This is a genomic window from Polyangiaceae bacterium (genome assembly GCA_015075635.1).
In the GTDB taxonomy this organism is placed as follows: domain Bacteria; phylum Myxococcota_A; class Polyangia; order Polyangiales; family Polyangiaceae; genus JADJKB01.
In genome coordinates this window covers 1,293,935-1,316,829 of sequence record JABTUA010000001.1, presented here as the reverse complement: position 1 = coordinate 1,316,829, position 22,895 = coordinate 1,293,935, and the positions used below count along the sequence as shown (strand labels likewise).

The following is a 22,895-nucleotide window of genomic DNA, read 5'->3' as shown; positions in this document are numbered from 1 at the left end:
CAACGGCCATGATCGACAGACAAAGCCCGAGATTTTCGAGGCCGGAGCCGTCCACGCTATCCTCTCGTCCGTGGCGCTCTGCCCGGTGTGCAAGAACGTGCTCGATGACGCTGCTCGGTTCTGCACCGAATGCGGCGCGCCGCAGCCTGCCCGCGAAGCGGCGCGGCGCTTCGGAGAGGACAGCGAGCTCGACCTCGGCTGGGGCAAGGTCGTGGTGGGCCCGCGCATCGGCGAGGGCGGCATGGGCGTCGTGCACCGCGGCTGGCTCTACTACAACCCCGCCGGCGACAAGGCCGGGACGCCGGCACATCCGGTCGCGGTCAAGGTGCTGCACCCGCTGCTCAAGAGCCGGGAGCGAGCCCGACGCCTGTTCATGGGCGAAGCCAGCGCGCTCAGCCGACTCTCGCACCCTAACATCGTCCACTTCTTCGCCATGGTCGAGCCCGAGGGGCAGCTCGCCATCGTGCTCGAGCTGGTCGAGGGCGAGCCGCTCTCCGCCCTGATCGAACGCCAGGCCAGGAGCGCGACCCCCGGTGGGCTGCCGTGCTTGCCGTTCATGCGCGCGTGGCACTTCTTCTCGCAGCTGCTCGGGGCGCTGGCTGCCATTCACGCGCTCGGCATCATCCATCGCGACGTCAAGCCCAGCAACGTGCTGGTGCGCGTGGACGGCGTGGTGAAGCTCACCGACTTCGGCATCGCGCGGCTGCCCGCCGATCACGCGAAGAACACCGGGGGCATGGCGCCGGGCACCGGCGCTTACATGTCGCCCGAGCAGGTGCTGGGCAAGGAGATCGACGCGCGCGCAGACTTGTACAGCGCCGCCATCGTGCTGTTCGAGATGCTCACGGGCATCACTCCCTTCGATGCGCCGACCCGTAACGAGATCATGGTGCGGACCGCCCAGGTCGAGGAGTCGCCGCCGCCGCTCACGGCTCAGATCCCTCAGGCGCCCAGGGTCCTCGACCTGCTCTTCGCCCGAGCCCTGGCCAAAGACCCGATGCACCGCTTCCACTCGGCCATCGAGCTCGGCGAGGCGTTCCGCACCGCGCTCGGCCTGCCGGAGAGCGCCGGCTGGTCGGCCCAGCAGCGCCTGGCCGACAACGCTGCGGCGATCTCTCAGCTCGGCCTGCCGCAATCGAGCGCCCCGCCCCTGCCGAAGACGCAGGCCGACCAGCTCCGCACCGACGTGATGCAGGCCTACGAGGCGGAGCCCCGAGTCCGAGCCTGAGGCTCGCGAAAGGCTTCGGAAAAAGTGCGTCGTTGACAGTCTTCCCGGGCGCGTGCGATAGCCACGGCCGGCCGTCGAATGCTCAAGCGATCCGCCTTCCTTTTGTCTCTGAGCTGGGTCGTGACGAGCGCCCTGGCGCAAGCGCAAGCGCCGGCACCAGCGCCACCGAAGCCTGCGCCAGCGCCCGCTGCCAAGCCCGCGCCGGCTCCGCCGAAGCCGCCAGGTGCCAAGCCCGCGGCTGCCGAGCAGCCCGCAGCGGAGGAGCCCGAACCGCCGCCCAGTCCCGAGGGTGAGGAAGAAGAAGAGCCGCCGGCGAAGCCGCCCACCACCGGCAAGGGACCAGGCGGTGAGGGCGTCACTCCGACGCCAGCGCCAGGAGGCTTCGGGCCGATGCCGATGTGGCCGCAACCGGCGACGGACGCTGCGGCGCTCGAGAAGCAAGGCAAGGAGCCGGCGGCGGCGCAGAAGCGCGCCAAGACGTCCGACGAGATCTACGCCGAAGACTGGTGGTCCCACGCGCGGCCCATCTTCGAGATCCACGGCTACTACCGGCTGCGCGCTGAGCTGTTCCACAACTTCTCGCTCGGCCGCGTGGACCCGCCGAACACCGCGCTCTGGCCGCTGCCGAGCGACAACCACTACAACTCTCGGACGGGCGGCTCGTTCGGGCCGGCGCTCTGCACCGGGGACGAGTCCGCCGAGTCCTCGTCGGCCAGCGACGATCCGCGCGAGGGGCTCTACCCCTGCAAGAACAAGACGCAGGCCGGCGCCAACATGCGCTTTCGGCTGAACCCGGAGCTGCACGTCTCGGACAACCTGCGCGTCCTGTCGCAGATCGACCTGCTCGACAACTTGGTGCTGGGCTCCACGCCGGAGGGCTACTCGAACTCCCCGGGCGCGACGGGCTACGTGGTCAACAAGCGCAGCGGCTACAACCCCATCGGCGCCTTCGACAACACGCAGGCGCCGCCCAGCGACGGGCGCAACAGCTTCCGTGACAGCATCCGGGTCAAGCGCGTGTGGGCGGAGTACATGACGCCGGTCGGCCAGCTGCGCTTCGGACGCATGCCCAGCCACTGGGGCCTGGGCATCCTGGCCAACGCCGGCGACGGGCCGGACGACGACTACCAGACCACGAACGACCGCATCATGTTCGTGACGGGGCTGAAGTCGTTGGATCTGTACCTGGGCGCCGCCTGGGACTTCGCCAACGAAGGGCAGACCAGCGACTCGCTGAACCAGCCGCAGGCCCAGCCCTACGACATGGGGCAGCTCGACGACGTGGATCAGTACGTGTTCGTCCTCGCGCGCCGCAAGAACCCGGAGCTCACCAAGCTGGCGCTGGCGCAGGGCAACCTGGTCCTGAACGGCGGCGCCTACGTGGTGCATCGCCGCCAGCTCATCGCCAACGAGGGCGGAACCGGCCAGTGCGGAACCGGCGCCCCGACGCTGGGCTGTCCCACCGAGAACTTCGGCGCCGGCTACGTGCGCCGCGGTGCTTCGGCGTGGATCCCCGACTTGTGGATCCAGCTCCTCTACAAGAAGTTCCGCTTCGAGGCGGAGGCGGTCACCATCCAGGGATCCATCGAGAGCACGCCCGACGACGCGGTGAACGGCCGCAAGATCGAGCAGTGGGGCTACGCCGCGGAGATCGAGCAGAAGCTGGTCGAAGACCGACTGAAGCTCGAGTTCAAGACCGGCTGGGCCTCGGGCGATCCAGACGTGTTCGGCCCCATCAGCGGCGCGGGCGGCCTCTCACCGGGCTGGAACGGGCTGCAGCCGCAGCAGGGCGACGACACCATCAGCACCTTCCGCTTCCACCCGAACTACAAGGTGGACCTGATCCTCCACCGGAACCTGCTCTCGCGGGTGCAGGGCACCTACTACTTCCGGCCCAGCGTCGAGTACGACTTCATCCGCGAGCCCAGCGGCCAGCGCTTCGGCGGCGGCTTCGCGGGGATCTGGACGCGCGCCAGCGAGTTCGTCCAGACGCCGGGACACAAGCGCGATCTCGGCATCGAGCTCGACCTCTCGCTCTACTACCAGTCGAAGGACGGCTCGCTGAACGACAACCACGACAAGCCCGGCGGCTTCTACACCATGCTGCAGTGGGGCGTGCTCTTCCCGATGGGCGGCCTGGGTTACCAGGAGGTCGAGGCCCAGCAGATCGAGCAGGGACTCGGCCCCGGCTCGACGGAGACGAGCACGGCGCAGATCCTCCGCTGGTACTTGGGCGTTTTGTTCTAAATTAGGTCCAGGTCAACCTGAACTCGCAGATGGCCGCGCCGTTCGCGCGACAGGCGAGCTCCTGCACCGCCGGGTTCTTGCGCGGGCCTAGCTCGATGGAGCCGAGCATCCAGCCGCCGATGGCCTTGCAGTGCGCCGGGTGCGGCTCGGGGAAGTCCACGATGCTGACCATCAAGGTGTTGCCGCCTGCCGAGCGGCTCACCAGCCGCCCGCCTTCGTAGTGCTTGCTCCACAGGCTGCTCGCCAGGCCGACCAGCATGCCCGGCGTGACGTGACGCATGATCAAGCTCTTCCACACGCCCGCGTTGTGGGAAGCGGCGAAGCGCCCAGACTCCCAGATCAAGCTGCCATCGCCGCTGCCGAACTGGCGATCGACGAGCTGGTTGACCTCGACGAACAGCGCAAACGGGACCCAGCCTCCGGGCGGTGAGTCCTTGGACGCGAGCAGGGCCCGGAGCTCGGGGCTCGCTGCCCGGCGCAGCCGCTCCGGAGCGTGCTCGCCGAAGCGCGCCTCGGCGAACGCCTGACGCACGCGCACGGTCGAAGCCTGCACGCGCGCCGGCCGGTTGGGTGCGACCGAGAGCCTCATGCGACGGTGAGAAGCGTACCCCCCGGCAGCCGGAGCCACAAACCAGACCGGCTCGCTGAAAATCAGCCGAAATCAGGCGGCAGCACCCCGCCAGCCCTGGTCAAGCGTCGGGCCTCTGGTAAAGATCCGGCGCGGCCGCGCGCGCAAGGGTCCGTGCGCGAGCGCGTCAAGGGAATCAGCATGACTTCGCTTCGAATCGCATCGGCAGTCCTGGCTCTCAGCGCACTCGGCTCGGTCGCCTGCGGCGGCGACGACGGCGGCGCCGCCGGCAGCGGCGGCAGCGGCGGCTCCGGCGGCAGCGGCGGCACGGTCACCGGCGGCGCCGGCGGCGGCGGCGGTAGCGCGGGCAGCGGAGGTGGCGCGAGCTGCGCGGAGGCGCCCGGCTTCCCCTCGAGCGACACCGATCATGCCATCGAGGAGGTCACCGGCACGGTGCTCGATCTCGCTGGGGCTCCTGCGGCCGGCGTGCCCGCGCAGGTGTGCGGTTTGGACGTCTGCCTGTACGGCAGCACGACCGACCAGGGCGTCGTGTGCAACCCGGACAAGACGAGCGGGCTCTGCATTCCCGGGATCTTGCCGGACGCGGGCACCACCTTCAAACGCCCCGCGTTCAAGTACGGTGACGGCATCGGCTACGTGCGCTTCGCGCAGCTCCTGCCGACCAATGTCTCCAAATACGCGCTCGGTGACGTCGTCACCGCCAAGCTGCCCGATCCCGCGCAGGGTGTGGCGCTCGCGGGCGGCAGCTCGGCCACCAGCAACGGGGTGACCCTCACGCTGGCTGCTGGCACCAAGATCAAGTTCGACGAGCTGACCTTCGACACCGAGGAGCTCCAGAAATTCCGTGCGGTGGAGCTGCCCATGGCCAAGGCTCCGCCGGCGGTGGATTCGGCCGCCGGCTTCGAGATCTTGGTGGGCACGACGCCCATCGAGAGCGATTTCTGCCCCCACGCCACGCTGAGCGTGCCGAACACCCCGGGCTGGCCCGCCGGCACCGAGGTCGAGTTCTGGATCCACGGCGTGACGGCGAGCGAGGGCTGGTGGGCGCCCTACGGGGGCTGGGCGAAGGTCAGCGGAGGCAAGGTGAGCGCGGACGGCAAGAGCGTGGTGACCAACGACGGCGAGGGCGTCCCGTCCCTCAGCGTGTTCGGCGTCAAGAAGAAGTGATGGGACGGTGGACTCAATCTGCGCTCGGATGCGCCCCGCGCTGGCTGTTGCGCGGCGCGTTCCCAGGGGGCCTTGCTGATACCCGCTCAGGGGGCGCCGCGCGAACGGTCCCACCTGGCAACGGGAGTGCGCCGGCCTCGCCGGCATTCTCGTGGGTCTCGGCCTTGGTGGCGAGCCGAGAGCTGCCCGTACCAAGACAGCGAAGGTCGAGTCGGCTCGTGCTCACCGCTGCAGTTGCGCTCCTGGGCAGCGCCTGCGGGACCAACCGTCCCGACATCCCGGCCTACCTGCTCGAGGACGACGCGGGCACGACGGCGGGCTACCCGAGCGGCCCCTACGCGAAGAGCATCAGCGACGCGCTGCCCATCGCCGACATCAGCTTCCAGAAGGGTTGGTTGAACCCGAAGGCGGAGGGCTACGACCCGGCCAAGCTCGTGCCCATCAAACTCTCGGACTTCTACGATCCGGACGGAACGAAGGGGCACGAGATCCTGCTCTTCAACACCGCGGCGGGCTGGTGCGGCGCCTGCAAGAACGAGCACGAGGGCACGGGCTCCAACCCCTCCCTCGGCGAGCACGCGGCGGCCCTCGCGCCGCGCGGCTTCGTGGTCTTGAGCGCGCTGTTCGAGGACGGCAGCTTCAACCCGGCCCAGGAGAAGCACCTGGTGAGCTGGGCCAAGACCTACGAGACGGACTTCCCGTTCGTGCTCGACCCGGAGAATCAGCTGGGCGGCACCTTCGGCGTGGATCAGACCGCGCCCCTCAACCTGGTGGTGGACGCCAAGACCATGAAGGTGCTGTTCGGCACCACCGGCGACAAAGGCGCGGTGATCTGGCCGTTCGTCGAGGGCGAGCTCGAGAAGCGCGGGAAGTAGCGGCATGCGCGTCGGGATCCCTCGAGCCGCGGCGAGCGGAGTGCTGGTCCTCACGCTCGCCTCGTCTGCGCTCGCGATCGAGACCGGCAAGTTGGGCGACGACGAGGTGCACCTGGACGTCACCAACGCCACGAGCGTGCTCTACAACTTCGACAACCGCGACTCTCGGCCGCTGGACGTGCCTACGCGCGCCAACGACGACTGGGGCATGTGGTACAACCGGCTGAACCTCCAGGCCTCCTGGGGCAAGGTCACCGCCGGGCTGCGGATCGACAACGCCTGGTTCTATCGTTCGCCTTACCCCGAGGCCATCGCGCTCGACGTGGTGGAGACGCGGCCGGCGGGCGGCGGCATCTCCGACGCGCAGCTCTTCCGCCAAAAATTCAACGAGGCCGGCGCGGAGCTGTCGAACCGCTACATCAACTGGGTCTACCCGTCGAAGTACTACGTCGGCTACACCACGCGGGACGTCGAGGTCACGCTCGGGGACTTCTACGCGGCGCTCGGCCGCGGCTTCGTGCTCAGCGTGCGCAAGATGGACGAGCTGGCCAGCGACACCACGGTGCGAGGGGCGCGCGTGACCGGCCGCATCAACGCGGGTCCCCTGAAGCTCCGGCTCTCGGCCCTGGGCGGCGAGATGAACCCGCTGCGCATCGACGAGTCGAGCGGTCGCTACCTCGGGGTGACGAGCGACGTCACGCCGAGCTGGGTCGCGGCGACCGAGGCCGGCATGCCCCGGGCGGTGGAGACGGATTTCCTGCCAGCATCGCCGAGTTACGCGCCGGACCGCCTCGTCGCGACGCAGATCGAGATCATGCCGAAGGGGCTGAAGCTCGGCACTCAGGCGTCGTTCCTGCGCCGGCAGGATCCGCTGACCTCCGACGTGGTGCGCCAGGCCGACACCGTCCTGACAGGCAGCCAATCCCTGGAGATCGCCGACTTCGACGGCTCCGGGGACGGCTACGTCGAGGTCGCGGTGCAGAGCCTGGACGACGCGGACCGCGACCGCACCAGCTCGAACCGGGAGCTGCTCGACGGCAAGAAGGGCTACGCGGTCTACGCCGCGCTGACGCTGATCGAGGATCCGGTGACGCTGATGTTCGAGGGCAAGCACTACCGGCGCTTCTTCGCGCTGGCGGCCAACGTGGACACGGCCCGCGCCAGGGAGTTCTCGTTGGTGCAGTACAGCGCGCCGCCCACCACCGAGGCCTTCTGGATCGACACCGAGTTCGAGGGCTTCAACACCTGCGTGACCGGCGGGCGGCTGAAGGGCGACGTGCACCTGAGCAAGGACGAGAGCGTGTTCGCCTGGGTCGGGCACTACCGGACCTGGGCGGAGCGCGCGCTGAACGAGAGCTGCGAGACCAGCGACGCGAACTTGAACCGGGTCTGGGATCTCGCCTCGGGCATGGAGATCACGGCGCAGAAGCGCAAGAGCCGCGCGAACCTGACGGTCGGCGCCCGCATCGACGAGGCTGAGGAGGCCATCGCGCTGCCGAACGGCGCCCAGACCAACCTCTATTACCAGGAGACCTACGCGCGCTACGACGTGATCCGCTGGCTGGGTGGGCCGTTCTCGCTCCAGCTCCAGGGCTGGCACCGGCGCCGGCACCAGGTGGTGGGCGGCCCGGAAGATCCGTGGTTCGAGGGCCAGCACATCACGGGCGTGGACTGGTCCCCGCACCTGTCCGCCGCGTTCGGCGTCGAGTACAGCACCAACCCCTCGGTGCCGGACATGTATTACAACGGCCAGCTCACCTACAAGATCACGCAGTCCTCCAGCGTGGGTGCCTTCGTGGGTCAGCGCCGGGGGTCGCTCCGCTGCGTGGGCGGCGTGTGTCGCATCTACCCGCCCTTCGAGGGCGCGCGGCTGGACGCGACGGTGCGGTTCTGATCCACCGAGTGGCCGCCGTGTAGGTCGATGGAGGCGCGCGTCGATGGGGAGCTGGCACGCTCCCTGCGATCTCGCCTCCAGCACATGCCAAAAGCCGCGAATTGCGCCCCGAGCGTGACCCCGCGTTCCCGGCTCGTGCGTGCCTTGTCGTTCACGCTGCTCGCGTTCGGCTGCGCCGCGCCCCGCGAGATCGAAGACGTCCGGTACGACGCGCGCTTCGGGCGCGCCACGCTGGACCTCTACCTGCCGGAGAGCGGCGACGCGCTGCCCACGGTGATGCTCATCCACGGCGGCGCCTGGAAATACGGCGACAAGAGCGCGATGCGCCCCATGGCCCAGCGCCTGGCGCGCTCCGGCTGGGCCGTGGCCAGCGTCAACTATCGCCTGCTCCCGGGCGGCGAGTTCCCGCGGAACTTCCAAGACGTCGCCTGCGCGCTCTCCTTCTTGCAGGACAACGCCGCAGAGTGGGGCCTCGACCCGGAGCGCATCGCCGTCTCCGGCTACTCCGCCGGGGGACACCTGAGCGCGCTCCTGGGCGTCGCCTGGGACGACCCCGAGCTCGCGCCGGACTGCGCTTCGGGTGTGCCCATGGCGCCGGCGGCGGTGATCCCGGGCGCGGGCGTGTACGACCTTCAGGGCAAGAGCCACGACATCGTCGAAGAGTTGCTCGGTGGCAGCGAGAGCCAGGTGCCCGAGCGCTACCGTCAGGCCTCCCCCATCACCCACGTGCGCCCGGGGCTGCCGCCGTTCTTGCTGATCACCGGTGGGGCCGACTGGTTCGTCGGCATCGACGGCACCCGCGACATGGGCGAGGCGCTCCGCGCCCAGGGCAACTCCGCCGAGGTGCTGACGCTCGCCGGCGGCGGACACCTGCTGAACCCCGGCGCCGATCCCGGCGACATGCAGATCTCCATCTCGCTCACCACCCCGGAGGCGTGGCTCGCGCTCGCCGACTTCCTCGTGCGCAGCATGGGTGAGCCTTGAGGGTCGGGCTGGCGCTGGCGCTCGCGCTGTTGTCCCTCTCGTGGTGCGCCCGTGCGCGAGCTGCAGAGCCCAAGCGCAACGCGATCTCCTGGGAGCCGTTCGCGCTGCTCTCGCGCGGCATGCTGATCCAATACGAGCGCCTGGTGCTGCCGGAGCTCAGCCTCGTGGGCGGCGTGGGCGCGCGCTTCGGGGCGCGTGACGACTTCGCCTCCCAGACCTGGGTGCTCAAGGCCGAGGGCCGCTGGTGGCTGAAGGAGAAGCGCGGCATGACCGGTCCCTACCTCGCGCTCGGCAGCGTGGCCGCCCGCACGTCCCTCGAGAGCCGGCGCCAGAACCGCTCCCTGGGCGCCTACTGGCAGGTCGAGGAGACCGCACGCTTCGGCTACCGCTTCGTGGTCTTCGGCCTTCAGGAGGTCACGCCCTCGGTGGGGCTCTCGGTGATCCACGAATTCGACGAGCGCGGGCTCCTCGCGCCGGTCACCCGCGGCACCATGGGGTTCAACCTGACCGTGGGCTGGCTGTTCTAGGGAGAAGCGCTCTCTCTTGCCGTGAATCCACGGGAGAGAAGCTGCGCCACGAACGCCACGACGCCACGAAGAAGAAGAAGAAGAAGAAGAAGCAATCTTTGTCTCAGAGGCAGAGGCGCAGGCCTCAGCCGACGAGCGCTTGCCGCACCTGCAGGAGCGCTTCGGGCAGGGCGCCCAGCACGAGCTGTGCGTCGAGCCGGAGCACGCGGTAGCCGAGGCGCCGGAGCGCCCGTTCCCGCCGCGCGTCGGCGGCGACTCGCCTGCAGTGGTAGCCCCCGTCCACCTCGATGACGAGCCTCGCCGAGGGCACGACGAAGTCCGCGATGTAGTTCCCGAGCACCACCTGACGGCGGACCTCGACGCCGAGCTTCTTGGCCCGCAGCGCCTGCCAGAGGGCGGCCTCCGACCGGGTGGGCGCCGCACGCATCTCGGCGGCACGCTGCGAGAGGACTTGCTGGCGACGAAGCTGAGTGATGGGGCGAGCGGACATGGGTTCCTCCGAGGCCCGGCGTGGTGGGCGGGCTTCGCGACCCAGGGCGCACGATCTGTGACACGCCGCCTGTGGCGCTCTCAGCTTCGTATTCGTCGACACATTCGGCCCGTTGCTTCGAGTGATCGAGCGGCGTGGCGCAGAGCGTGCGCCGGTTGAGCGGAGCCCGACCACCGCGCCGGGCCGAGGACACCAGGCCGCTCTCAGCAGCGTGCGACGACGTGCCAGCTACGGAACACCGCACGTAGCGACGAGCGAAGACGCACCGAGCTCGGGACGACCCGTCTTCCCCATTCGCGCGAAGCGCGAATTTGGGGAAGACCGACGCCGCGCAGCGGCGGCGAGTTGGGGCAGGAAATGCGCCACGAACGCCACGACGCCACGAACGCCACGAAGAAGAAGAAGAAGAAGAAGAAGAAGCAATCTTTGTCTCAGAGGCAGAGGCGCAGGCCTCAGCCGACGAGCGCTTGCCGCACCTGCAGGAGCGCTTCGGGCAGGGCGCCCAGCACGAGCTGTGCGTCGAGCCGGAGCACGCGGTAGCCGAGGCGCCGGAGCGCCCGTTCCCGCCGCGCGTCGGCGGCGACTCGCCTGCAGTGGTAGCCCCCGTCCACCTCGATGACGAGCCTCGCCGAGGGCACGACGAAGTCCGCGATGTAGTTCCCGAGCACCACCTGACGGCGGACCTCGACGCCGAGCTTCTTGGCCCGCAGCGCCTGCCAGAGGGCGGCCTCCGACCGGGTGGGCGCCGCACGCATCTCGGCGGCACGCTGCGAGAGGACTTGCTGGCGACGAAGCTGAGTGATGGGGCGAGCGGACATGGGTTCCTCCGAGGCCCGGCGTGGTGGGCGGGCTTCGCGACCCAGGGCGCACGATCTGTGACACGCCGCCTGTGGCGCTCTCAGCTGTAGGTTCCGGAAAATCTGCCCCTGGTTTTCCGGAAACTCTGGCACCGGTGGGCAGTACTGGGACGGCGCTTCCTTGCACGTCGGCGGGGGCCGCCTGAAGGCCGCGTGACGCCACGGCGTGCTCGTCTGGGTCGAGCTCGTCGTGCGGCAGGTGGCGCGTGCGACCCGAGGGGCCGTCGAGGACAACGATGCGGCCGCGTTCGAGGATGCGGTCGACGATCGCCCTGGCGAGGTCGGGGTCGCGCGAACGCGCGGAACGGCTCGGCCTTCGAGGGCCGCCCGATCCGGCGCGCCTTCCGCTCGCGCGCATCGTCCGCATCAGACGGCGGCGTCTCCTTGTCGAGCCGGCGAACCTGACGGAGCGACACTCCCGTCCGCTTCGCGACGTCCGCAGCGCTCAACCCCGCACGGCGGAGAACCTGAACCTCGTGTCTCTTGAGGAGCGGCAACATCTCCTCCGGTTGCCGCTGCCGTTTCATCGCGTCAGCTACGCTTGGCTCCATCTCTGGCTCCCTTCAAGGGGGTGCCAGATTTTCCGGAACGGATGCGGCCAGATTTTCCGGAACTCACATCAGCTTCGTATTCGTCGACACATTCGGCCCGTTGCTTCGAGTGATCGAGCGGCGTGGCGCAGAGCGTGCGCCGGTTGAGCGGAGCCCGACCACCGCGCCGGGCCGAGGACACCAGGCCGCTCGCAGCAGCGTGCGACGACGTGCCAGCTACGGAACACCGCACGTAGCGACGAGCTAAGACGCACCGAGCTCGGGACGACCCGTCTTCCCCATTCGCGCGAAGCGCGAATTTGGGGAAGACCGACGCCGCGCAGCGGCGGCGAGTTGGGGCAGGAAATGCGCCACGAACGCCACGACGCCGTGACGCCACGAAAGAAGACGAAGAAGACGAACTTTGGTGTCAAACCTGTATGCGCGTCGTCCGGGCGATGCTCCTGTTCCCCCGAACGCTGATCCCAGCACGTCATCCGACCTGCTCAGGGCTCCCAGGTCGGAAGCTCCTGCTCCGGTCCACAAAACGAGAACCGTGGCGCCGTGGCGTCCGTTGGCGCCGTGCCGCATTTCTTCTGCTGCCCGACCGATGGTCCTTATCAGGACTTCCAGCTCGGGAGGCTGGCACTCGCAGGCCATCCGTGTCACTCCCTCGGGTCGAGGGACAACGTGAGCCTGCGAGTCGGTGAAGTCGTCGGGGGACGTTACCGCGTGGACGCCGCGATCGGCGGCGGCGGCTTCGGCGCGGTGTACCGTGCGACCCAGTTGAACTTGAACCGTGCGGTCGCGCTCAAGGTGCTGCACCCGGGCCTGGTGGTCACCGACGGCGCGCTGGCGCGCTTTCGGCGCGAGGCGGAGCTGGCGCAGCAGCTCAAGAGCCCGAACACGGTCCGCGTCTACGACTTCGGCACCACCGACCATGGCCTGCCTTTCATCGCCTGGGAGCACCTGGAAGGGCGGCCTCTGGACACGGTGATCGCCCGCGAGGGGCCGATGCCGCCGTCGCGCGTGGCGCACGTGGCGCGCCAGATCCTGAAGGCGCTGATGGAGGCCCACGCCGCCGGGATCGTGCACCGCGACATCAAGCCGGCGAACATCGTGCTCACGGATTTCCCCGGCGAGCCGGATTTCGTGAAGGTGCTCGACTTCGGCGTGGCCAAGACGCTCCAGGAGTCGGGCGCGACGATGACCGCCGGGGCCACTCCGGTCGGGACGCCGAGCTACATGTCCCCAGAGCAGGTGAGGAACGAGGCCATTGGGCCGGGCACCGACCTCTACGCGCTCGGGTTGACCATGGCGGAGCTCCTGGCCGGACGCGTGGTGGTGCAGGGGCGGAACCTGATGGACGTCTTCCTCGCCCACTCGTCGGCGGAGCCTCTGGCGCTTCCGCCGGAGGTGCTCGGCGGCCCGTTGGGCGGCGTCATCCAGCGCGCGACGCAGAAGTCGCCGGCGCTCCGCTACGGCTCCGCGGCCGAGATGCTGATGGACCTCGAGCGCGCGCAGAGCGGTGCCGGCCCCCAAGCGCTCGCAGCCACGTTCCCAGGACACGGCTCCCTCGCGCCGCCGACCCCGGTGTCGCCGTACGCGCCGGGGCCCTCCACGCCGCCGCACACGGGTGGCGCGGTGCAGGTGATCACCCAGGCGCCGGCGACGCGTTCCGGCGCCGGCATCGCCATCGCGGTGGTCGCGGGCATCGTCGCCTTGGGCGCAGCCGGCGTCGTGGTGGCGGCGGTCGCGTTCTTCCTCGTGCAGCCGTCATCCACCCCTCGCGCGGGCGCCGGCCCCGGCGCCGGCAGCGAGCCCCCCGCTGCCGGGGAGCCCACCGAGCTCGGGGCGCGGAGCGGCAAGGGCTTCGACGGCATCGGAGCCACCACCATCGGCCTGCGCATCAAGCCGGCGGGCTGGCACGTCGTCGGCGAGCCGATCAAGAACATCGAGGGCACGTTCACCAGCTCGCAGATGTCCATCCAGCGCGGCACCGACAAGGGCACGGTCACCCTGTACCGCTTCGACGACCTCGAAGAGGCGAAGAAGACGGAGCCCCTGTTGCGGCAGAAGCTCGGCGTAGCGGTCGAGCGGGAGAGCGCCGCCATCCTGGAGGTGCTGGTGCCGCAGAACGAGGCCGAGGCCAAGAAGCTGCTCGGGGCGATCAAGGGCTCGTGATTGAGCTAACCTCGCCAGCATGAGCCGGCTCGCTCGAGTCCTCGGGGTGTGCCTCGCCATCGTGGCGGTCGCGTCGTGCGGGAGCGACGACGCCGCGGAGCCCTCCACCACGCCGGAGTGCGAAGGCGAGAGCGTGGAGTGCTCGGAGGACGCGCTCTCGCTGCGGATCTGCAACGCCGGCAAGTGGCAGGTCACCGAGTGCATGCGCGAGCAGGGCAAGGTCTGCGACGTCGATCGGTGCGTCGAGCCCTGGCGCTGGGGCAGCCCGAAGTTCGACCAGTGCGCGGGCGAGCCGAAGGCGACCGCCGAGTCATTGCGGGAGAAGGCCGAGTATTTCGAGGACGTCTCGAAGCGCCTGCACGTTCACCCGGCGCTCGGCTGGATGGCTGACGTGACCCTGCCCTGCGCCGGCAGCGACTGTACCAAGCCGGGCGTGCCCGAGACGACGGCGACCTACGACGACGTGGAGAGCTGGGACACGGGCGAGAACGATGGCCTCTGGAGCGCGCTCTACATGGGCGCCCAGGCTTACCGCTGGGCGGTGACCCAGGACCCCGCGGCCCTCGAAATGTTGAAGCTCCTGCTCGACTCGGAGGTGAAGCGCATGGAGATCACCGGCGTGCCGGGCATCTTCACGCGCCAGATGATCCCACCGGGAGTGCCGGGCATCGCTTGCCCCACCGATCCGGCCCAGTACGCGCCGGACGAGAAGAAGACGAGCAACCATTGGGTCAAGGTGGCCGCCGACGGCTGCCTCGAGAACACCGACCCGACGACCTTGGCCTGGAAGAAGTCCAGCGTGTGCGGGCTCGGCAAATACGCCGGCTGGTGCTTCCTCGACAACGTGAGCGAGGACGAATACGCGGGCCACATGTTCGCCCTCGGCGCCATCGCCAAGCTGGTGGACGACCCGGACGTGCAGACCACGGTCAAGAGCCTGCTCACGAAGGTCGGCGATCACATGATCGAAAACGAGCTGACCTTCGTGGACTGGGACGGACGCGTGACCGAGCACGGCAAGATCTGGGCGGGCACCTTCTTCGGCGGCTACAACGCCGCCATGAGCCTGTCGTTCATGAAGACCATCGCGCTCGCGACGGGCATCCAGAAGTACCAGAGCTTCTACGAGGACTGCCTCTTGCAGCGCAGCGGCGAGAACGCCTGCATCCACCACCTGGGAGCGACCACCAAGCCCTACGACGACGTGCTCTCGCCCGTCGGGCTGAACCTGGGCTGCAAGGCGAACTGGAACAACTACTCGATGTACATGCTCTCGCTCCACGGCCTCCTGTGGGGGGAGCGGGATCCGGTGGTGCGCCAGAAGGCCCAGCTGGTGCTCGAAGGCGAGATGTGGAACCCGCCGGACTACCCGCGCCCGCTCTCGGAGCAGAACAACAGCTTCTTCGACTTCATCTACGCGGTCAGCAAGCCCATCGGGCCGAACGACCCGCCGGCCAAGCAAGCCGTGGAGAACGGCATCTGCATGCTGCGGCAGTTCCCGGCGCACAAGCTGCCCTTCGACTTCACCTGCCCTGCCTCGAGCTGCGTGGAGGTGTGCAAGGACCGCTTCGACGAGCCCATGACCGACTACCCGCGCCCGATCGCCGAGCGTTGCGTGGCCCGCTTCGTGTGGTGGGGCTCGCCCTACTCCACCAAGCCCTGCACGGCCGACCCGCGCTACGTGCGCTCGCCCGCCGACTACCTGGTTGCGTATTGGATGGGCCGCTACTACGGGTTCATCGACGAAAAGAGCTGAGGAGCCCAACTGATGACGGAAGCAAAGGAACACAAGGGTGGCTGCCACTGCGGCAAGGTCCGCTACCGGGTCAACATGGCGCTGGACAAGGCCATCAGCTGCAACTGCTCCATCTGCAGCAAGAAGGGCTACTTGCTCTCGTTCGTGCCGGCCGCGGCCTTCGTGCTCGAGAGCGGACAAGAAGCCCTCACCGACTACCAGTTCAACAAACACGTCATCCATCACCTGTTCTGCTCGAGCTGCGGCATCGAGTCCTTCGCGAACGGCGAAGGTCCTGACGGTTCGAAGATGGTGGCCGTCAACGTGCGCTGCCTCGACGACGTGGATCTGTCGAAGCTCCAGCTGAGCGAGTTCGACGGCCGGAGTATGTGACCCTCAAAGACGAGCTTCGGACCACCGGGACGCTGGCCGGTCCGCTGGTGCTCGGCCACTTGTCCACGGGCCTGGTCAGCTTCGTGGACAACGTGATCGCCGGCCACCACGGGACGCGCACGCTGGCCTCGGTCACCATCGGCACCGCAATCTTGTGGCTGCCGCTCACGGTGGTGCTGGGCACGCTGATGAGCGTGCCCCCGGCCGTGTCGCAGCTGCGCGGCGCGGGAAGGCGCGCGGAGATCGGCCCGCTCTTCCGCCAGGCGCTCTGGCTCGCGCTCGGGCTCGGCCCGCTGCTCTTCCTGTTCCTGACCTTCGCGCCGCGGGCGCTCGGCCTCTGGGGCATCTCGCCGGAGATCGCGCCGGGGGCCACGGGCTTCTTGCACGGCATCCGCTGGGGGCTGCCCGCGTTCACGCTGTTCCTGTGCATGCGTTACCTGACGGACGGCCTGCACTTCACCTTTCCCTCGATGCTGCTGTCGTTCGCGGGGCTCTTGATCCTGGTGCCGCTCGGCTACGCGCTCACCTTCGGCGCGCTCGGCCTGCCGGAGCTCGGCGCTCGCGGGCTGGGCTTCGCCTCGGCGGCGGTGATGTGGTGGCAGGCGCTGATGCTGGGCCTGTACCTGGTACGGGCGCGTCGCTTCGCCGACCTCGGCCTGTTCGCCCGCTTCGACCCGCCGCGCCTGGCCGAGATCCGCGCCTTGCTCACGGTGGGCCTGCCCATCGGCTTCACGGTGCTGATGGAAGGCAGCTTGTTCATCGTGGCGGCGCTGCTCATCGGCCGCCTGGGCGAGGTCCCGGCGGCCGCGCACCAGATCGCCATCAACGTCGCGAGCCTCTGCTTCATGGTCCCGCTGGGGCTCGCGGAGGCCACCACGGTCCGCGTCGGGCACGCGGTCGGCGCGGAGGACCGCCCGGGCGTGCGCCGCGCCGCCTTCGCCGGCTTCCTGCTCATGCTCGCGACGCAGTCCGTGACCGCCCTGGTGCTCTTCGCCGGCCGGGAGCAGCTGGTCACGCTCTACTCCGACGACGCGGCCGTGGGCGCGCTGGCGGCGAGCTTGATCCTGTACGCAGCGGCGTTCCAGTTCCCCGACGGGGCGCAGGTCCTGTCCAACGGCTCGCTCCGCGGTCTGAAGGACACGCGCGTGCCGATGCTGCTCGCGGCCGTCGCTTACTGGGGCATCGGCATCCCGCTCGGCGCCTGGCTCGCGCTCGGCGCGGGGCTCGGGCCCAAGGGGATGTGGATGGGCATGATCGCCGGGCTCAGCGTCGCCGCGCTGCTGCTCGGCATGCGCTTCCTGCGCGTCTCGCGGCTGGCCAGGCCGAGCTAGCCCCGCCGATCGCGATCTAGCGCGCTCGCAGCAGCGTGCGATGACGTGCCAGCTACGGAACACCGCACGTAGCGACGAGCGAAGACGCACCGAGCTCGGGACGACCCGTCTTCCCCATTCGCGCGAAGCGCGAATTTGGGGAAGACCGACGCCGCGCAGCGGCGGCGAGTTGGGGCAGGAAATGCGCCACGAACGCCACGAACGCCAGGAACGCCACGAAAGAAGAAGAAGAGAATTTGGTGTCAAACCGGAGCGCGCCTCGTCCGCTGCGATGCTCCTCTTCCCCCGCGCGCTGATCCCAGCACGTCATCCGACCTGATCCGGGACTTCCAGGTCGGAGGGTCCAACAGGACCACAAGACAAGAACCGTGGCGCCCGTGGCGTCCGTGGCGCATTTCTTCTGCGGCTCACCCGCTTGGGTCGGAAGCCGCGGGCGCGATGGTCAGCTTGCTCGGCTACTTCTTCGCCAGCGCCGCTTCGACGTCGCGATCCACCGCCGTCGAATCGCCGGTGGTGTAGCCCTCTTTCTTCGTCAGCACGCTGCCGTCGCGGCCGATCAACACGCTGTACGGAGCGCTGGTCTTCGGGTTGTAGAGCGCCACCACGCTGGTCTCCTGATCGAGCAAGATCGGGAACGACACGCCGAGCTTCTGCACGGTGCTCTTCACCTGCGCGATGGAGTCCGGGCCGTCGATGGACACGCCGAGCACGACGAAGCCCTTGTCCTTGTGCTTCTTGTAGAGCTCGTCCAGGTGCGGCATGGAAGCCAGGCAGGGGTCGCAGAAGGTGGCCCAAAAGTCGATCAGGACCACGTCCTTGCCCAGGTGGTCCGAGAGCCGCACGGTCTTGCCGTCCAGGGTCGAGAGCTCGAAATCCGGCGGCCTCGCCCCGCCGGTCTCGGCGCTGGACGCACCCGGGGGCGAGCCGCCGCCGCAGCCAGGCGCGAGGCACGCCAACAGAGCGAGCAGGGCGCCGCGCGCCGCGAGCTTCGTCGTCATCACAGGTTGGACAGAGCGTCGTCGATTTCCGCCAGCACGCCGTTCGGCCCGGTGACGGCGCCGCCCGAGAGCTTCTTCACGATCGTCATCGTCTTGGTGTCCACCAAGAGACCGCCGGGGACGGTGCCCTGCTCGAAGTACACGCCGATCTTGAAGGCGGGATCGACGCCCATCGGGAACGCGACCTCGTACGTCTTGCCCCAGGACGCCAGGTTCGCCGGCGTCGCGGGGCCGGGCGGGTTGGCGCCGTTCTCCATCAGCGTGCCGAAGACCTGCACCCCCTTGGGCTTGATCTCCTGCTCGTAGGTGTCCTCGTCGCGCATCTGCTGGTACTCCGCTTGGCAAGGCCCACACCAGACCGCCGAGGAGTTGATCCAGAGCAGCTTCCACGGCTTCGTGCCGTCGGGGTTGTAGTACTCAGCGATGCTGACCGGCTCGAATGCGCCGGTGTCGTAGGCAGCGTCGGCCGGAGCCTTCCAGCCGAGCAACGCCAGCGGCTCGATCACCGAGTCGACCTGAGTGCCGAAGGGAGCCTCGGGATAGACGAAGCTGTCGAAGGGCGGCTCGGTCACGTTGCCGCCCCCGCCGCTGCCGGTGTTGACCACCGTGCCTTTGTCGAACTCCTTCTGCGCGGGCGGATCGGCGGCGTCGGAGCCGCATGCCGTAGAAAGTAGAGCTAGGACACCGACGCTCGCGAACAGGGCCGTCTTCATGGGTAGCCTCCCGGGACTGTGCTAAACCCGCGTGGAGCATAGCGGGAGCGGTGATCCCGTCAAGCGACGCGGCAGGCTTCCCCCGCCCGCCGGGCCGCGGTAAGGGCGAGCCCTCGGTCATCCTTGGGGTTCCGGCCGGGCGGGCCGGAGAGAGCGCACGGAAGGTTCAGCATGGTCAGGTCCAAAGAGTGGTCGTTTGGCGAGCTGGGTCGAGCCCTGGGCGCGGTCCTCGGGGTGGTGGCGGTGGTCGGGCTCGCGCTGCCGGCGTGCAGCGGCGACGAGGAGGCCAAGGGCTGCGAAGGCGTCGTCAGCGCGTCCGGCGAGTGCCAAAAGAAGTGCGTCGACACCGGCTGCACCACCGGCATGAAGTGCGTGCTCAACGCCTGCGGCCAGACCTGCGCCGATCCGGTCAAGGACTGCCCCGCCGGCAAGCACTGCTACGCGGTGAACGCCGACGACGGCACGCCGGGCCAATACTGCATCTGGGCTCCGTTCACCAAGGGCGGCACGGTGCTCGGCCAGTACGACACGACGTGTACCGTCGACACCGACTGCGACGAGCTCCGCGGCTACAAGTGCCTGGGAGGCACTTGCAAGCTCACCGGTTGCAAGCTCAACGCCGACTGCGCCGACGTTCCCGGCTCCTGCGTCAAGGACCCGGGCGGCGACCCGACCAAGAGCTACTGCGAGAAGGGAACCAAGGCGCTCGGCCTCGCTGAGAAGTGCACCAAGTCCGCCGAGTGCGACGGCGACCAGAGCCTCGCCTGCGTGAACGGCGAGTGCAGCTACGTCGGCTGCTCGACCCACGCGGACTGCGCGACGGTGGGCGAGTGCAAGGCGGCGAAGGACGCGGAGGGCAAGGACGTGCTCGCCTGCGTCAAGGGCACGACCTACCCCACCGGCCAGTTCGGCACCAAGTGCCCGGGCGGCACCACGGCGAAGGAGTGCGACGAGGCCAACAAGTTCGTGTGCGTGGGCGCCGGCCCCGGTGACATCGAGGCCTACTGCACCAAAGCGGGCTGCCTGGCAGACAGCGACTGCGCCGCCGGCTACGCCTGCGCCACCGTCCGCACCAGCAAGAAGCCCTGCGCCGACGCCTGCGGCATCACCGGCGCGTCCGGCAGCGGCTGCGTCACCGCCGCCGAGATCGGCGCCGGCAAGGAGTACTCGTGCGGCGGCATCAGCCTGCTCCGCAACATCTGCCTGAAGCGCGCCTTCTGCAACGACTGCGAGACCGACGACGACTGCCGCGCCAAGCCCAACCAGCTCTGCGCCAGCGACGGCAAGGGCCACAAGTACTGCACGGAGCTCTGCGATCCGAACCAGTCGAACGCTTGCTCCTGGGGCAGCGCCGCCGACTGCGCCGTGCACGACACGGCCCTCGGCAAGCCGACCTGCGCGCACAAGTTCGGCGCGTGCAGCGGCACCGGCAAGGGCTGCGAGCCCTGCCGCGACGACGCGGACTGCCCCACCGGCTTCTGCTCGCGCTCCGACTACACCGGCGAGAGCTTCTGCGTGGACCTGGGACCGAGCTGCGACTGCGCCGGCTTCCCCACCTCTCAGAACGCAGTGTGCTTGGACGGCGGCTGCCCGAAGACCCCGGGTAACATCAACATGAGTTGCTACGGCGGCTCGGCCGTTCCCTCCACCAGCCTCTTGGCCAAGAAGTGCTATGGTGCGGACACGCTCAGCGGCGCCAAGTGGCCCTACACCCGACCCGGCTGCTGGCCCGAGTGACACGCCGCACGGTTGTGTCGCCGCGGGATTCGTCGTAGCGAAGTCCCCGCGGGGCGACATTTGCATGCGCCGCTCACGGCCCCCGTCCAACGCGGTGGGTCCGGCCTGCGCCAGCTTCGTATGGCCATGGGATGAACCAATAGGGAGAGCTTGATCATGAAGAAATCCAACGTATTCGCCGCCGCGCTGCTGCTCGGCGCTGGCGTGCTCTCGGTGAGTGGCTGCGAGAAGCTAGAAGAGGCGCAGGGCGCCGTCTGCTGCGACGAGTTCCAGGTGGGCGGGACGATTTCGGCCGACATCGGCGGCGGGGCCCAGGGCCAGGTCGCCGCGCAGGCCATCGCGGACTTCGCCGGCATCGCCTCGGCGGCGGTCAGCGATCTCACCGCCGCCTGCCGGTCCATCGCCCAGGATCTGGACGTCGACAAGGCGACGCAGGACGCGGCGGAGGCGACCGAAGACAAGCGCGGCAAGATGAAGGCGTGGTGCAGCGCCGCGGTCAGCGCCATCGGCACGTTCAAGGGCAAGGCGTCGGGCACGCTCACCGTGAACGTGACCCCGCCGGTGTGCGAGGCGAGCATCAGCGCCAAGGCCAACTGCCAGGCCAAGTGCTCGGTGGACGGCAAGTGCGACATCAAGGCGAACCCGCCCACGTGCGAGGGCGGCAAGCTCGAAATCGCCTGCAAGGGCAGCTGCACGGCGAGCGCCGGCGCAGAGGTCGCCTGTGAAGGCGAGTGCACCGGCGAGTGCAAGGGCGAGTGCACGGCCGAGGGCGGCGTGGAGTGTACGGGCAAGTGTGATGGCACCTGCGAAGCGTCCGCCGGCGGCACGGGTCCGCAGGCCGACGGCACCTGCAAGGGCAGCTGCAAGGGCACCTGCTCGGCCACCGCGCCGAGCGCCACCTGCACCGGCTCCTGCAAGGGCAGCTGCACGGCGGCCTGCAAGGCCAGCGCGTCGGCCAGCGTGAAGTGCGACGGCAGCTGCGACGCCGACTACGAGCCCGTCAAGTGCTCGGGTGGCGAGCTCAAGGGCGGCTGCCAAGTGGACGCCAAGTGCGACGCCAACTGCGACGCCAGCGTCAAGGCCAAGGCCGAGTGCCGCCCGCCGCAGGTGACCGTGGCGTTCTCCGGCGCGGCCGACGTGCAGGCGGCCGGCAAGCTCCAGGCCACGCTGAAGGCGAACCTGGGCGTCGTCTACGCCTTCAAGGCCCGCCTCGAGGGCATGGCCAAGATCGCCGGACAGCTCTCGGGCAACGTCGAGGCGGTCGCGGACATCAAGGCGGCCTGCATCCTGCCGCTGGTCACCGCCGCGGGCGAGGCCGTGAAGGACGTGGGTGACTCGGTCAGCGTGTCGGGCAGCATCGTTACCGAGGTGAGCACCAAGTAAGCGCCGAGCGCGTCAGGCGCCACCAGCGCGCGTTCCCGTCTCGGGAGCGCGCGCTGGGCTTTTGTGGGTTTGACAAGGCGTCGCCTCGGCCCTACGCCAGCGCGGACATGTCGAGCGAAGAGCAAACCCCGAGCATCTCCGGCCGCGCCATCGCCGAGGGCGATCCGGTGCCGGGAGTGAAGAACGTCGTGCTGGTGATGAGCGGCAAGGGTGGCGTGGGGAAGAGTACCGTCGCCGCCAACCTGACCCTGGCCCTCTCCCGGCGCGGCTACCGCGTGGGCCTGCTCGACGCCGACATGTACGGACCCAGCGTGCCGACCATGTTCGGCATCACCGGCCAGCCCACCACGGACGGCAAGAAGATCACGCCGCTAGCGCGCTTCGGCGTGAAGCTGATGAGCATCGGCTTCATGCTGGAAGATCCAAAGAGCGCCATCGTCTGGCGCGGGCCGATGTTGCACGGCGCGCTCGTGCAGTTCCTGAAGGACGTGGACTGGGGCGAGCTGGACTTCCTCCTGCTCGACCTGCCGCCGGGCACCGGGGACATCGCGCTCACGCTGTCTCAGCAGCTCCGCACCAACGGCGCGGTCATCGTCACCACCCCGCAGGAGGTGGCGCTGATGGACGTCTACAAGTCCGTGAGCATGTGCCAGAAGGTCGGCATTCCGATCACCGGCGTGGTCGAGAACGAGAGCTACTTCATCTGCGACGGCTGCGAGAAGCGCCACGAGCTGTTCGGCTCCGGCGGCGGAGCGAAGGTGGCGGAGATGGCCGGCGCGCCCCTGCTCGGCCAGATCCCCATGCACCCCAGCGTGCGCGAGTGGGGCGACGCGGGCACTCCGCTCGTCCAGGCGTCGCCCGGCTCCGCCATGGCCAAGGCGTTCGTGGAGGTCGCAGATCGACTGGTCGAGCAGCTGGAACGGGACAACCTTGCCGCTGCCGGAGGCCTGGTCATCGACAGGAGCGGCGGGGTGAATCGACACTTGCCGATTTCGCGCTGATTGGCAGGCGCCAAAAGGCGCGTTATAGGGCC

General features: G+C 69.1%; 19 protein-coding genes. 14 read left to right on the top strand and 5 right to left on the bottom strand.

The window, feature by feature from the left end:
* Positions 1-70: 70 nt before the first annotated feature.
* A complete protein-coding gene (locus HS104_06040) occupies positions 71-1,228 on the top strand; it encodes a protein kinase (GenBank protein MBE7479532.1) in 1,158 nt (385 codons plus the stop codon).
* Positions 1,229-1,306: 78 nt separating this feature from the next.
* Positions 1,307-3,475 (top strand): TIGR04551 family protein, encoded by a 2,169-nt coding sequence (locus HS104_06035; GenBank protein MBE7479531.1) that lies wholly within the window; start codon positions 1,307-1,309, stop codon positions 3,473-3,475.
* 1 nt (position 3,476) lies between these two features.
* On the opposite strand, the gene HS104_06030 is transcribed toward HS104_06035, so the two are convergent.
* Positions 3,477-4,064: a hypothetical protein gene (locus tag HS104_06030; GenBank protein MBE7479530.1), complete on the bottom strand. Its 588-nt coding sequence runs from the start codon at positions 4,062-4,064 to the stop codon at positions 3,477-3,479.
* 180 nt (positions 4,065-4,244) lie between these two features.
* On the opposite strand from HS104_06030, the gene HS104_06025 reads away from it, so the two are divergent.
* The 5 genes from HS104_06025 (at position 4,245) to HS104_06005 (ending at position 9,511) form a co-directional block, all read left to right on the top strand.
* The gene (locus HS104_06025) at positions 4,245-5,231 is read left to right on the top strand and encodes a hypothetical protein (GenBank protein MBE7479529.1); all 987 of its coding nucleotides are present in this window, start codon (positions 4,245-4,247) and stop codon (positions 5,229-5,231) included.
* Between the two features lie 218 nt (positions 5,232-5,449).
* The gene (locus HS104_06020) at positions 5,450-6,106 is read left to right on the top strand and encodes a redoxin domain-containing protein (GenBank protein ID MBE7479528.1); all 657 of its coding nucleotides are present in this window, start codon (positions 5,450-5,452) and stop codon (positions 6,104-6,106) included.
* A 4-nt stretch (positions 6,107-6,110) separates the two neighbouring features.
* Positions 6,111-8,000, top strand: a complete 1,890-nt coding sequence (locus HS104_06015) for a hypothetical protein (GenBank protein ID MBE7479527.1) — start codon at positions 6,111-6,113, stop codon at positions 7,998-8,000.
* A 114-nt stretch (positions 8,001-8,114) separates the two neighbouring features.
* Positions 8,115-8,984, top strand: coding sequence for an alpha/beta hydrolase (locus HS104_06010; protein ID MBE7479526.1), 870 nt, complete (start codon positions 8,115-8,117; stop codon positions 8,982-8,984).
* Positions 8,981-9,511 carry a hypothetical protein gene (locus tag HS104_06005; GenBank protein ID MBE7479525.1) on the top strand — a complete coding sequence of 177 codons (531 nt, stop codon included), beginning with the start codon at positions 8,981-8,983 and terminating at the stop codon, positions 9,509-9,511. The genes HS104_06010 and HS104_06005 overlap by 4 nt, the downstream gene beginning before the upstream one ends.
* 124 nt (positions 9,512-9,635) lie before the next feature.
* On the opposite strand, the gene HS104_06000 is transcribed toward HS104_06005, so the two are convergent.
* Together HS104_06000 and HS104_05995 are read right to left on the bottom strand one after the other, a co-directional pair.
* Positions 9,636-10,001, bottom strand: a complete 366-nt coding sequence (locus HS104_06000; GenBank protein ID MBE7479524.1) for a DUF559 domain-containing protein — start codon at positions 9,999-10,001, stop codon at positions 9,636-9,638.
* A gap of 452 nt (positions 10,002-10,453) precedes the next feature.
* Positions 10,454-10,819 carry a DUF559 domain-containing protein gene (locus HS104_05995; GenBank protein ID MBE7479523.1) on the bottom strand — a complete coding sequence of 122 codons (366 nt, stop codon included), beginning with the start codon at positions 10,817-10,819 and terminating at the stop codon, positions 10,454-10,456.
* Positions 10,820-12,078: 1,259 nt separating this feature from the next.
* Here HS104_05995 and HS104_05990 point away from each other — a divergent pair.
* Genes HS104_05990 through HS104_05975 form a run of 4 tightly spaced genes read left to right on the top strand, consistent with a single transcriptional unit; the run spans position 12,079 to position 17,031 of the window.
* Entirely contained in the window at positions 12,079-13,572 is a 1,494-nt protein-coding gene (locus HS104_05990) for a protein kinase (protein MBE7479522.1), read from the top strand.
* 19 nt (positions 13,573-13,591) lie between these two features.
* Positions 13,592-15,328 carry a hypothetical protein gene (locus tag HS104_05985; GenBank protein ID MBE7479521.1) on the top strand — a complete coding sequence of 579 codons (1,737 nt, stop codon included), beginning with the start codon at positions 13,592-13,594 and terminating at the stop codon, positions 15,326-15,328.
* 12 nt (positions 15,329-15,340) lie between these two features.
* Positions 15,341-15,700, top strand: coding sequence for a GFA family protein (locus HS104_05980; protein MBE7479520.1), 360 nt, complete (start codon positions 15,341-15,343; stop codon positions 15,698-15,700).
* A complete protein-coding gene (locus tag HS104_05975; protein ID MBE7479519.1) occupies positions 15,697-17,031 on the top strand; it encodes an MATE family efflux transporter in 1,335 nt (444 codons plus the stop codon). The genes HS104_05980 and HS104_05975 overlap by 4 nt, the downstream gene beginning before the upstream one ends.
* A gap of 455 nt (positions 17,032-17,486) precedes the next feature.
* Here HS104_05975 and HS104_05970 read toward each other — a convergent pair whose 3' ends face one another.
* Both HS104_05970 and HS104_05965 read right to left on the bottom strand, forming a co-directional pair.
* Positions 17,487-18,029, bottom strand: a complete 543-nt coding sequence (locus HS104_05970) for a TlpA family protein disulfide reductase (protein MBE7479518.1) — start codon at positions 18,027-18,029, stop codon at positions 17,487-17,489.
* Positions 18,029-18,742 carry a redoxin domain-containing protein gene (locus HS104_05965; GenBank protein ID MBE7479517.1) on the bottom strand — a complete coding sequence of 238 codons (714 nt, stop codon included), beginning with the start codon at positions 18,740-18,742 and terminating at the stop codon, positions 18,029-18,031. The genes HS104_05970 and HS104_05965 overlap by 1 nt, the downstream gene beginning before the upstream one ends.
* Positions 18,743-18,913: 171 nt before the next feature.
* On the opposite strand from HS104_05965, the gene HS104_05960 reads away from it, so the two are divergent.
* The 3 genes from HS104_05960 to HS104_05950 all read left to right on the top strand — a co-directional run bounded on the left by HS104_05960 (position 18,914) and on the right by HS104_05950 (position 22,863).
* Positions 18,914-20,479, top strand: coding sequence for a hypothetical protein (locus HS104_05960; protein ID MBE7479516.1), 1,566 nt, complete (start codon positions 18,914-18,916; stop codon positions 20,477-20,479).
* Between the two features lie 156 nt (positions 20,480-20,635).
* Positions 20,636-21,862, top strand: a complete 1,227-nt coding sequence (locus tag HS104_05955; protein ID MBE7479515.1) for a hypothetical protein — start codon at positions 20,636-20,638, stop codon at positions 21,860-21,862.
* Between the two features lie 107 nt (positions 21,863-21,969).
* The gene (locus HS104_05950; GenBank protein MBE7479514.1) at positions 21,970-22,863 is read left to right on the top strand and encodes an Mrp/NBP35 family ATP-binding protein; all 894 of its coding nucleotides are present in this window, start codon (positions 21,970-21,972) and stop codon (positions 22,861-22,863) included.
* Positions 22,864-22,895: the final 32 nt, after the last annotated feature.

Bases quoted from the DNA above. Each gene is read 5' to 3' on its own strand.
- HS104_06015 (MBE7479527.1), top strand. From the start codon at position 6,111: ATGCGCGTCGGGATCCCTCGAGCCGCGGCGAGCGGAGTGCTGGTCCTC.
- HS104_05960 (MBE7479516.1), top strand. From the start codon at position 18,914: ATGGTCAGGTCCAAAGAGTGGTCGTTTGGCGAGCTGGGTCGAGCCCTG.
- HS104_05965 (MBE7479517.1), bottom strand. From the start codon at position 18,742: ATGAAGACGGCCCTGTTCGCGAGCGTCGGTGTCCTAGCTCTACTTTCT.
- HS104_06035 (MBE7479531.1), top strand. From the start codon at position 1,307: ATGCTCAAGCGATCCGCCTTCCTTTTGTCTCTGAGCTGGGTCGTGACG.
- HS104_06000 (MBE7479524.1), bottom strand. From the start codon at position 10,001: ATGTCCGCTCGCCCCATCACTCAGCTTCGTCGCCAGCAAGTCCTCTCG.
- HS104_05995 (MBE7479523.1), bottom strand. From the start codon at position 10,819: ATGTCCGCTCGCCCCATCACTCAGCTTCGTCGCCAGCAAGTCCTCTCG.
- HS104_05980 (MBE7479520.1), top strand. From the start codon at position 15,341: ATGACGGAAGCAAAGGAACACAAGGGTGGCTGCCACTGCGGCAAGGTC.
- HS104_06030 (MBE7479530.1), bottom strand. From the start codon at position 4,064: ATGAGGCTCTCGGTCGCACCCAACCGGCCGGCGCGCGTGCAGGCTTCG.
- HS104_05950 (MBE7479514.1), top strand. From the start codon at position 21,970: ATGTCGAGCGAAGAGCAAACCCCGAGCATCTCCGGCCGCGCCATCGCC.
- HS104_05970 (MBE7479518.1), bottom strand. From the start codon at position 18,029: ATGACGACGAAGCTCGCGGCGCGCGGCGCCCTGCTCGCTCTGTTGGCG.
- HS104_05985 (MBE7479521.1), top strand. From the start codon at position 13,592: ATGAGCCGGCTCGCTCGAGTCCTCGGGGTGTGCCTCGCCATCGTGGCG.
- HS104_06025 (MBE7479529.1), top strand. From the start codon at position 4,245: ATGACTTCGCTTCGAATCGCATCGGCAGTCCTGGCTCTCAGCGCACTC.
- HS104_05955 (MBE7479515.1), top strand. From the start codon at position 20,636: ATGAAGAAATCCAACGTATTCGCCGCCGCGCTGCTGCTCGGCGCTGGC.